Genomic DNA, 5,823 nt, shown 5'->3' on the forward strand with positions numbered 1-5,823 from the left:
ACGCGCTCCCTGTCGTCGTCGTCGCGCGGACCGTCCTGGCCGGGCGGCGCGAGCAGGCGGCCGCCGGGCTCAGCGGCGTCCACGCGTGGGGCGACGGGTCGCCGCGCGCCCTCGTCGAGCGCGTCGCGCGCACCTGGTCGCGCGCCTGACTCCCGCACGGGCGCGTCGTACACTCGGGAACACGACCGGCACGCGTGGTGTTGAGGACCTGACGGGAACTCCGGAGAGTCCCGGGAACGCCGGCCACCACCGGGGCAGCGCGCCTGCCCCCGACAGCGCGGAGACGAGATGAGCGAGACCACCGACATTGCCACCCACGGCGTCAACCTGACCGACGGGGCAGCGGACAAGGTCCGCACCCTCCTCGAGCAGGAGGGTCGTGACGACCTTCGCCTGCGCGTGGCGGTGCAGCCGGGCGGCTGCTCCGGCCTGATCTACCAGCTCTACTTCGACGAGCGTCTGCTCGACGGCGACGCCCTGCGCGACTTCGGCGGCGTCGAGGTCGTGGTCGACAAGATGAGCGTCCCCTACCTCGAGGGCGCGACGATCGACTTCGCCGACACCATCGAGAAGCAGGGCTTCACGATCGACAACCCGAACGCGGGCAGCGCCTGCGCGTGCGGCGGCTCTTTCAGCTGACCCCGCCCCGCGCCCACGAGGCCCGGTCGCCGTCCCGGCGACCGGGCCTCGTCGCGTCAGGACGGCCGGGCCGGTCTCAGCTCGACCGTGATCGCCCACGCGGGAGTGGCGGACGGCGCCGCGTCGTCGCCCTGGCCGGTCGGGGCCAACTCGCGATCCTCGACCACCGCGTGGCCGCGCATGCGTGCCCACGCCGGCACGTCGTGGCGCGCCGCCGGGTCCGTGGACCAGACGACGAGCCGGTCGCCCGGGGCCCCGTCGCGGGCCGCTGCGGCGAGCCGCACGACCGGCAGCGGGCAGCGCAGCCCGCGCGCGTCGACGACGACCGCGTCGTCGCGGCCCGGCGGCACCCCCTCCGCGCTCACAGCCCCTCCACGCCCAGCGCGGACCGCACGCGCTCGACGGCGCCCGGGAGCACCGCGAGGAAGCGCTCGACGTCGGCCTCGGTGGTCGACCGGTCCAGCGCGAGGCGCACGTTGCCGTGCGTGAGGACGCCCATCGCGGCGAGCACGTGCGACGGCTCGAGGCTGCTCGAGGTGCACGCCGACCCGGAGCCGACGGCGATGCCCTCGCGGTCGAGCTCGCCGAGGAGCGCCTCGCCGTCGACGTAGAGGAACGAGAAGGTCACGACGTGCGGGAGCCGTCCCCGCGGGTCGCCCACGACCTCGACGTCCGGGATGGCGGCCACCGCCGCGCGGACGCGGTCGACGAGCGCCCGCCGGCGCGCGTCCTGCGCCTCGAGGTCGGCGAGGACCGCCTGCAGCCCGACGGCCGCGGAGAACGCCGCGGGGACGCTGACGCCACCGGGCGCCAAAGGGTCGGGGTCCTCGGGGAACGGGCTGTGCCGCCGGACGCGCGAGCGCAGGGCCAGGACGCCGACGCCCGGCGCCGCGCCCCAGTCCCCGGGATCCGCGGCGAGCACGTCCCACGCGCCGGGCACCGGTGCGTGCCCGAGGCTCGCGCCGGCGTCGACGAGGAGCGGGACGCCCGCCGCGCGGGCGGCCTCGTGGACGGCCTCGACGGGCTGCAGCGTGCCGACCTCGCCGTTCGCGTGCTGCAGGGCCGCCACGGCGGTCCCGGGACGTGCGACGGCGTCCGCCATCGCGGCCGCGTCCACCCGTCCCGTCGCGTCGACGCCCACGACGTGCCGTTCGAGGCCGCCGTGGCCGGCCGCCTGGAGGACCGCCGCGCGCTCGACGGCGCTCACGACGACCCGGGCCCCGGCGCGTCGTCGCCCGGAGGCCATCGCGGCCACCGCCGTGTGCAGGGACGCCGTGTGCGACGGCGTGAAGGCGACCTCCTCGGTCCGCGCGCCGAGCGCGCCCGCGACGGCCTCACGCGCGCCCGCCAGGAGGGCCGCCGCGCGACGGCCCTCGGCGTGCAGACGCCGAGGGTCGGCCCAGCCGTCGTCGAGGGCCTGCTCGAACGCCTGCCGCGCGAGCGGGTGCCACGGCGCGCGACCGCCGTTGTCGAGCAGCACGCGCGGACCGGTGGTGTGCGTCACAGGGTCTCCGACGTCGGGGAAGTGCGCGGGTGGGACCCCAGCACGCTACCGCGGCCCGCCACCGGTGCCGACGGCCGATCGATCTGACAGACCGGGCGCCGGTGTGCCGAACCCGGCCCGGACCGGGGAGAACGTGGTGGGGATCTCCTCGCCGGCGACCGTGCCGCGGGGCACGTAGCGCGGATCGGCGCGCTAGGCTGCGTGTGTCGAGGACGAAGGTCCTGTGCTGGGCTCGTGGAGACGGGCGCGGTGCAGGACGTGACGTGAAAGGCCTCCCTTGCACTCGCAACCCCCTAGCCGCACGCGGCGCACCATCCTGCGGGCGACGGCTCTCGCCGTCGCCGTCGCGGCGGTGGCGTCCGGCTGCGCCACCGACTCGGTCCAGCGCGGGTTCCTGCCCGGTTACGAGGACGGGGAGGTGACCAACCAGACCGCCCGGATCACGTCGCTGTGGACCGGCTCGTGGATCGCCGCGCTCTTCGTCGGCATCGTCACGTGGGGCCTCATGCTGTGGTGCGTCGCCGCGTACCGCAAGCGCAAGGACGACCACGTGCTGCCGGTCCAGACGCGCTACCACCTGCCGCTCGAGATCATGTACACGGCCGTCCCGATCATCATGGTCCTCGTGCTCTTCGTCTACACGGACCGCGACATGACGGCGATCCAGGACCGTGACGTCGAGTCCGACATGACGATCCAGGTCATCGGCAAGCAGTGGAGCTGGGACTTCAACTACGTCGACGAGGACGTGTACGAGTCCGGCGTCCACCTCGCGGACGTGGGGGAGACCCTGACGGAGGGCGCCGAGATCGACGGCGCGCCGGGCACGGGCGAGGCCCTGCCGACCCTCTACCTCCCGGTCGGCGAGAGCATCCGCTTCGAGCTCGAGTCCCGCGACGTCATCCACTCCTTCTGGATCCCCGCGTTCCTCTACAAGCAGGACATGATCCCGCACCGGACGAACGAGTTCGTCGTCACGCCGACGCGCGAGGGCGTCTACGCCGGCAAGTGCGCCGAGCTCTGCGGCGAGCACCACTCCGGCATGCTCTTCAACGTCGAGGTCGTCGACCGCGCCGAGTTCGACGCGCAGATGGACGCGCTCCGCGAGCGGGGCCAGGAGGGCCAGATCCCTGTCGAGGGCTTCAGCCGCCTCCAGGACCCGAACCCCGTCACCGCTACCACGGAGGGTGAGAACTGATGGTCGCGCAGGCCGAAGTCATCCCCGGTCTCGCCCCTCGGCGTCAGACCCTCGGACGGACCGTCATCAAGTGGGTGACGTCGACCGACCACAAGACGATCGGGTACATGTACCTGATCACGTCGTTCCTCTTCTTCTGCATCGGTGGCCTGATGGCCCTGGTCATCCGCGCGGAGCTCTTCGAGCCCGGGATCCAGCTCGTGCAGAGCAAGGAGCAGTACAACCAGCTCTTCACGATGCACGGCACGATCATGCTGCTGCTGTTCGCGACGCCGCTCTTCGCGGGTTTCGCCAACATCATCATGCCGCTGCAGATCGGCGCGCCCGACGTCGCGTTCCCGCGGCTCAACATGTTCGCGTACTGGCTGTACCTGTTCGGCGCCCTCATCGCCTGCGGCGGCTTCTTCACGCCGCAGGGCGCCGCGTCGTTCGGCTGGTTCGCGTACGCGCCGTTGTCGAACACGACGTTCAGCCCAGGGCTGGGCGGAGACCTGTGGGTGTTCGGCCTCGCGCTCACCGGTTTCGGCACGATCCTCGGTGCGGTCAACTTCATCACGACGATCATCACGATGCGGGCGCCGGGCATGACGATGTTCCGGATGCCGATCTTCACGTGGAACACGCTCGTCACGAGCCTGCTCGTGCTCATGGCGTTCCCGCCCCTCGCCGCGGCACTCTTCGCGCTCGGCGCGGACCGGCGGCTCGGTGCGCAGATCTTCAACCCCGAGAACGGGGGAGCGATCCTCTGGCAGCACCTGTTCTGGTTCTTCGGGCACCCCGAGGTCTACATCATCGCGCTGCCGTTCTTCGGCATCGTGACCGAGATCCTGCCGGTGTTCAGCCGCAAGCCGATCTTCGGCTACAAGGGCCTCGTGTACGCGACGATCGCCATCGCGGCGCTCTCGGTGACCGTGTGGGCCCACCACATGTACGTCACCGGCGCGGTGCTCCTGCCGTTCTTCGCCTTCATGACGATGCTGATCGCGGTCCCGACGGGCGTGAAGTTCTTCAACTGGATCGGCACGATGTGGCGCGGCAAGATCACGTTCGAGACGCCGATGCTGTGGTCGATCGGGTTCCTCGTGACGTTCCTCTTCGGCGGCCTGACCGGCATCATCCTGTCCAGCCCGGCGCTCGACTTCCACCTCTCGGACTCCTACTTCGTCGTGGCGCACTTCCACTACGTGGTGTTCGGGACGGTCGTGTTCGCGATGTTCGCCGGCTTCTACTTCTGGTGGCCGAAGTTCACGGGTCGCATGCTCGACGAGCGCCTCGGCAAGCTGCACTTCTGGCTGCTGTTCGTCGGGTTCCACACGACGTTCCTCATCCAGCACTGGCTCGGCGTCGAGGGCATGCCCCGCCGCTACGCCGACTACGCGGCCTCGGACGGGTTCACCTGGGAGAACCAGGTCTCGACCATCGGTGCGTTCGTCCTCGCGGCGTCGACGCTGCCGTTCCTGTGGAACGTCTACACGACGTGGCGCAACGCGCCCAAGGTCACCGTGGACGACCCGTGGGGCTACGGCCGCTCGCTCGAGTGGGCGACGTCCTGCCCGCCGCCGCGGCACAACTTCGCCGCGCTGCCGCGCATCCGCTCCGAGTCGCCGGCGTTCGACCTCCACCACCCCGAGGTCGCGGCCATGGACCACGCCGAGCCGAACCCCAACGTGCTCGAGCGGGTCTACGGCGAGGCCGACCGTCGCGGTGAGAAGAGCGTCGCGCTCGACCGGCTGAGCGGCGCGTCGGAGGCCGGTGACTCCACCACGACCACGATCATCGAGGAGCCGCGCACCTCGGGCCCCGTCGACGAGAGCGAGGACGGCAAGTGAAGATCGAGTACAAGCTCTTCCTCTTCGGCACGCCGTTCTTCGTGCTCGCCGGAGTCGTGTACGGGTTCATGAGCAGCTGGGAGCCTGTCGGCTCCGTGGCGCTCCTGCTCACCGCCGGGCTCGTCGCGATGATCGGCGCCTACCTGGCGCTGACGGCGCGTCGCATCGACTCCCGCCCCGAGGACGACCCGGACGGTCTCATCGAGCAGGGCGCCGGCGACCAGGGCGTGTACGCCCCCTGGAGCTGGTGGCCGCTCGCGATCGGCGCGACAGGCGCGATCACCTTCCTCGGTCTCGCCGTCGGCTGGTGGCTCGTCTACGTCGGCATCGCGCTCGGTGCCATCGCGCTCGTCGGCTGGGTGTTCGAGTTCTCCCGCGGCCAGCACGCGCACTGACCGGGACCGTGTCGCCTGTACGGCGCTCCTGAGCAGACGCACAGGGCCCGAACCTCCTCCTGGAGGTCCGGGCCCTTCGTCGTGCCGTCTGCGAGCGGGACCGTGCGCGCAGCTGCGGGCGAGTGGCCCGAGGCGTCGGCGTGCGGGGTGTCAGGCGGGGACGATGAGCCCGGCCGTCTGGGTCTTCGCGCGCTGGAGGCGGGCCTCGGCGTCGGCCCAGTTGACGAGGTTCCACCAGGCGGTGACGTAGTCGGCGCG

Annotated in this window: 6 protein-coding genes and 1 pseudogene; 4 read left to right on the forward strand and 3 right to left on the reverse strand. The window is 71.7% G+C overall.

All coding sequences use genetic code 11. From position 1 onward, the window contains the following. Positions 1-288 precede the first annotated feature (288 nt). Positions 289-639, forward strand: coding sequence for an iron-sulfur cluster insertion protein ErpA (gene erpA, locus JZ5iCDA_RS14965; RefSeq protein ID WP_069387878.1), 351 nt, complete (start codon positions 289-291; stop codon positions 637-639). Positions 640-695: 56 nt separating this feature from the next. Here the strand turns inward: erpA and JZ5iCDA_RS14970 are convergent, their stop codons facing one another. Further along, positions 696-1,004, reverse strand: a complete 309-nt coding sequence (locus JZ5iCDA_RS14970; protein WP_366246680.1) for a sulfurtransferase TusA family protein — start codon at positions 1,002-1,004, stop codon at positions 696-698. Beyond that, positions 1,001-2,143 carry a cysteine desulfurase family protein gene (locus JZ5iCDA_RS14975; RefSeq protein WP_069387879.1) on the reverse strand — a complete coding sequence of 381 codons (1,143 nt, stop codon included), beginning with the start codon at positions 2,141-2,143 and terminating at the stop codon, positions 1,001-1,003. The genes JZ5iCDA_RS14970 and JZ5iCDA_RS14975 overlap by 4 nt, the downstream gene beginning before the upstream one ends. A 352-nt stretch (positions 2,144-2,495) precedes the next feature. Here JZ5iCDA_RS14975 and ctaC point away from each other — a divergent pair, with 352 nt between their 5' ends. Genes ctaC through JZ5iCDA_RS14990 form a run of 3 tightly spaced genes read left to right on the forward strand, consistent with a single transcriptional unit; the run spans position 2,496 to position 5,565 of the window. Further along, positions 2,496-3,341 carry an aa3-type cytochrome oxidase subunit II gene (gene ctaC, locus JZ5iCDA_RS14980; RefSeq protein WP_436967412.1) on the forward strand — a complete coding sequence of 282 codons (846 nt, stop codon included), beginning with the start codon at positions 2,496-2,498 and terminating at the stop codon, positions 3,339-3,341. Further along, positions 3,341-5,170 carry an aa3-type cytochrome oxidase subunit I gene (gene ctaD, locus JZ5iCDA_RS14985; protein WP_069387881.1) on the forward strand — a complete coding sequence of 610 codons (1,830 nt, stop codon included), beginning with the start codon at positions 3,341-3,343 and terminating at the stop codon, positions 5,168-5,170. The genes ctaC and ctaD overlap by 1 nt, the downstream gene beginning before the upstream one ends. Beyond that, a complete protein-coding gene (locus JZ5iCDA_RS14990) occupies positions 5,167-5,565 on the forward strand; it encodes a cytochrome c oxidase subunit 4 (RefSeq protein WP_069387882.1) in 399 nt (132 codons plus the stop codon). Before ctaD ends, JZ5iCDA_RS14990 begins: the two co-directional genes overlap by 4 nt. A 150-nt stretch (positions 5,566-5,715) precedes the next feature. Here the strand turns inward: JZ5iCDA_RS14990 and JZ5iCDA_RS19775 are convergent. After that, a pseudogene (locus JZ5iCDA_RS19775) lies at positions 5,716-5,823 on the reverse strand (superoxide dismutase); the annotation flags it as partial.

The organism is Cellulosimicrobium cellulans (genome assembly GCF_001722485.1).
Lineage (GTDB): Bacteria > Actinomycetota > Actinomycetes > Actinomycetales > Cellulomonadaceae > Cellulosimicrobium > Cellulosimicrobium cellulans_A.